Source organism: Kluyvera intermedia (assembly GCF_021440345.1).
In the GTDB taxonomy this organism is placed as follows: domain Bacteria; phylum Pseudomonadota; class Gammaproteobacteria; order Enterobacterales; family Enterobacteriaceae; genus Kluyvera; species Kluyvera intermedia_A.
Genome location: NZ_JAKCNS010000152.1, coordinates 1 through 4054, shown reverse-complemented (window position 1 = coordinate 4054; position 4054 = coordinate 1). Strand labels below are relative to the sequence as shown.

General features: G+C 42.1%; 3 protein-coding genes. All 3 read left to right on the top strand.

Annotated features, from left to right (window positions below):
• The 3 genes from LZ634_RS22395 (at position 1) to LZ634_RS22385 (ending at position 3836) form a co-directional block, all read left to right on the top strand.
• Positions 1 to 768: an outer membrane protein OmpK gene (locus LZ634_RS22395; RefSeq protein ID WP_234508929.1), complete on the top strand. Its 768-nt coding sequence runs from the start codon at positions 1 to 3 to the stop codon at positions 766 to 768.
• A 24-nt stretch (positions 769 to 792) separates the two neighbouring features.
• A complete protein-coding gene (locus LZ634_RS22390; protein WP_234508928.1) occupies positions 793 to 2286 on the top strand; it encodes a sulfatase in 1494 nt (497 codons plus the stop codon).
• A gap of 293 nt (positions 2287 to 2579) precedes the next feature.
• A complete protein-coding gene (locus tag LZ634_RS22385) occupies positions 2580 to 3836 on the top strand; it encodes a cytoplasmic protein (protein WP_234508927.1) in 1257 nt (418 codons plus the stop codon).
• The last annotated feature ends 218 nt before the right edge of the window (positions 3837 to 4054 follow it).

The window sequence follows — 4054 nt, the reverse complement described above, 5'->3', positions numbered from 1 at the left end:
ATGCCTAGGAGAATTAATACACTATTAAGTTGTGCTTTGCTTGCCGTATTGGGTGGGATTTGCCTTCCAGCACAGGCATCGTTGGACTATAAATATTCTTTTGGATCAATTAACGCGGGCTATGCCGATTGGAATAGCGGGTTTGTCGATGTTGATCGCGGTGAAGTCTGGAAAGTGACAGCCGATTTTGGTGTTAATTTTAGAGAGGCTGAATTTTATTCTTTCTATGAAAGCAATGTCCTGAATCATTCGGTAGCCGGGCGTAACCATACAGTTTCAGCGATGACTCATGTTCGCCTTTTTGATTCAAATTATACATTTTTTGGTAAATTATATGGACAATGGGATAACTCGTGGTCGGATGATCTTGATATGTTCTATGGTATGGGATATCTCGGCTGGGATGGCAAGTGGGGCTTTTTTAAACCTTATATTGGATTACACAACCAATCGGGTGATTATGTTTCAAAAAAATATGGCCAAACAAATGGCTGGAATGGGTATGTATTTGGTTGGACTGCTGCATATAACTTTTCGCTATTTGGCGAGAGATTTGTTCTTTCCGACTGGAATGAAATAGAATTTGATAGGAATGATGCTTATGCCGAACAACAATCTGGACATAATGGATTGAATGGCGGGCTCACATTAGCCTGGAAGTTTTATCCACGCTGGAAAGCAACTATCACTTATCGCTATTTCGATAATAAGCTTGGTTATGATGGGTATGGTGATCAGATGATTTATATGTTGGGTTACGAATTTTAATGTCTATTTTAAAAAGGATTTATTATGAAAAGAACATTAGTAGCCGGTATGATCGGATTGGCCCTGTGTACAGGAGGAATAACGGGTATTGCTCATGCAGCTGATATTAACCATCCAAACTTGGTTATTATATTAGCTGATGATTTAGGATATGGCGACCTTGCGACCTATGGTCATCAGATTGTAAAAACTCCAAATATTGACAGACTGGCTGAAGAGGGAGTTAAGTTTACTGATTATTATGCGCCAGCACCTTTGTGTTCTCCCTCCCGCGCAGGATTATTAACCGGGCGAATGCCATTCCGCACCGGCGTTCGTTCCTGGATCCCTGAAGGTAAAGACGTTGCATTGGGCCGCAATGAACTGACGATTGCGAACTTGCTTAAGCAGCAGGGATATGACACGGCGATGATGGGGAAATTGCACCTTAATGCGGGCGGCGACCGTACCGATCAGCCACAGGCAAAAGACATGGGGTTTGACTACAGTCTGATTAACCCTGCTGGATTTGTCACGGACTCTACGTTAGATAACGCCAAAGAACGCCCTCGCTATGGGATGGTGCACCCGACTGGCTGGATACGTAATGGGGAGCATATTGGTCGCGCAGATACAATGAGCGGTGAGTTTGTTAGTTCAGAAGCAGTTAATTGGCTGGATAATAAGAAGGATGATAAGCCATTTTTCTTATATGTCGCTTTCACCGAAGTCCATACTCCGCTGGCATCTCCTAAAAAACACCTTGATATGTACTCGCAGTACATGAGTGCCTATGAGAAGCAGCATCCCGATCTCTTCTATGGAGACTGGGCTGATAAACCGTGGCGAGGGGCCGGTGAGTATTATGCCAACATCAGCTATATGGATGAGCAGGTCGGTAAAGTAATGGATAAAATTAAATCAATGGGGCAGGAAGATAATACGATTGTCATCTTTACCAGTGACAACGGGCCGGTGACTCGCGAAGCGCGAAAAATATATGAGTTGAATATGGCGGGTGAAACCGACGGTTTACGTGGGCGCAAAGATAACCTTTGGGAAGGTGGTATTCGTGTACCAGCCATTATTAAGTATGGGAATCATCTTCCACAGGGAATGGTCACGGACACTCCAGTTTACGGTCTCGACTGGATGCCGACACTTGCGAAAATGATGGGCTTCAAATTACCAACCGATCGTGCTTACGATGGTCAGTCGCTGCTGCCACTGCTCGAGAAGAAAGAGCTTAAACGTGAGAAACCATTGATCTTTGGTATTGATATGCCATTCCAGGATGATCCGACGGATGAGTGGGCGATCCGAGACGGTGACTGGAAGATGATTATCGATCGGCAGAATAAACCGAAGTATCTTTATAATTTGAAAAATGATCGTTCTGAAGTTATGAATCAAATTGGAAAACAGCCTGAGATTGAAAAGCAACTTTATGATAAATTCCTGAAATATCAAAATGAAATAAATAGTGATTCACTAATGAAAGCCCGTGGTGATAAACCAACACCAGTGACTTGGGGCTGATCAACGAATAATAAAAAAATGTTATGCCACTTCGGGCTTTGCCCACCTGACTCGATGATTATGCACCGGGTCAGGTTCTTTTATTCTGGTGATGATAAAGTTAATCGAGGGGGAACAGTGAATCATTAAACTAAACGTAGTTATCTTTAATATTGACTGTGGAAATACCTGTCAGGTTACCATACCTTATATTAATCCGTTGATGAAATAAAAATTTAAAATATGGTGCGGGTGAATTTTTCATCAGCGAAATGCTTTGCGATGTTTGACTCAGTAAAGCTCTGGAGAGGTCAATGTTTACGAATATTAATGTTGATTACTGTAAAACTCTCGGATGTAAAAATATGGGGATACTCAATAGCCCTGATTATGTTCTGCAAGGAGAGTCTATTCTTTGTCAGGAATGTGGTTTTCAGTTTCCTGTCATCTCAGCAACGGCGCTGAACCTTTATCGACATACGACTAATCAGGTCTGGAAAGGTGTGATAAAACTGTGTCCGAATTGTGGTAGCAACCTATTAAAAAAGCATGGATTTTCATCACAGGGTGGTCAACGAATGTATTGTTGCCATTGCTGTAAAACGTTTATCCTTGCCGCAACTACTAATAATGATAATCGGCGCGATGCGCTCGCTACGTTGATTCAGGAAGGTGCCTCAATCAGCGAGCTACGTTCTATATTGAGATTAGACAGTACCGGGCTTAACCGAGAACTTTTTAAGTTATCTCGCTGTGTCAATCAGGCTGAATGTCATTGGGATTTTCCATCATTTGATATTGTGCTTAGTACCCGAGCTTTCCGCGTTAAGTACAATAAAGGTGACTGCTATCTTTATGTACTAGTGACGGCAGAAGAGCTGAATGGGCGAGTTGTCGCAATATCTTCAAACTACTCGGCTAGACCGGTAGAAGAAAGTTTTCAGTATCACTCAAAATATGAAGAACGCATGCCGCAGGATACCCTGACGCATATGGTTCAGCGCAAAGAAGCCATGACAATGCGGCGCCCGGTTTTGTTTGATGTAGATTATGGTCCTGCACTTTTATATAAAAATGATCCGGGGATGATTGTGAAACCAGTTTTAACGGCATATCGACATTTCGAGTTAGTTCATATGCTAACAGACGAGCGGTCGCTACATGCGCAACATTTTCTCGAACACGAGTGTTTTATCCTGGGAGGATGTATGGCGGCAAACTTGCTGCATATTCGCCAAGGGCGCTGCCATATATCTTTCGTTCGAGAGAGAGGCCTCGTCCCTCCACACAGAAGAATGCCCCCTCGTTTATTTACTGGAGGAGGTATTCGGAATAATATTTGGCGTACATTTTCAACGCGTGACTATGCGATAGCGGTATGTAATCTTACAGAAGATAATAAATCATCAAGGGCTCTGGGGGATGCGACGCTAATCAGTGCAACGAAATTTGTTGATTATGTCTATAAACATCCTTTTTTTACGCATCTAGGTCATCTGTCCCCTGAGAATGTAACCTCAGCATTGAATTATATTAAATATGAGTACAATCAACGATGTGATATATTTTAGATTTTTTATTTGTATGTGATTGATATGTTTTAGTCTGTTTTTATTATCACGAAAAGTTTTCTTCATTGTATTAATTATGTCGTTCCCAGCAAGGGGCAATCATTTAATTCAATGGAGATATATAATGAATAGTTTAGAACAACGGGATATTACACTGCCAACCCCACGTCCAGCGATTAACCAGGGTGTCGATAATAATAATGCCATGGTCATGAGTC

What these genes read in the sequence shown, in the direction of transcription:
- LZ634_RS22395 (WP_234508929.1), top strand. Translation starts at nt 1, where the DNA reads ATGCCTAGGAGAATTAATACACTATTAAGTTGTGCTTTGCTTGCCGTA.
- LZ634_RS22390 (WP_234508928.1), top strand. Translation starts at nt 793, where the DNA reads ATGAAAAGAACATTAGTAGCCGGTATGATCGGATTGGCCCTGTGTACA.
- LZ634_RS22385 (WP_234508927.1), top strand. Translation starts at nt 2,580, where the DNA reads ATGTTTACGAATATTAATGTTGATTACTGTAAAACTCTCGGATGTAAA.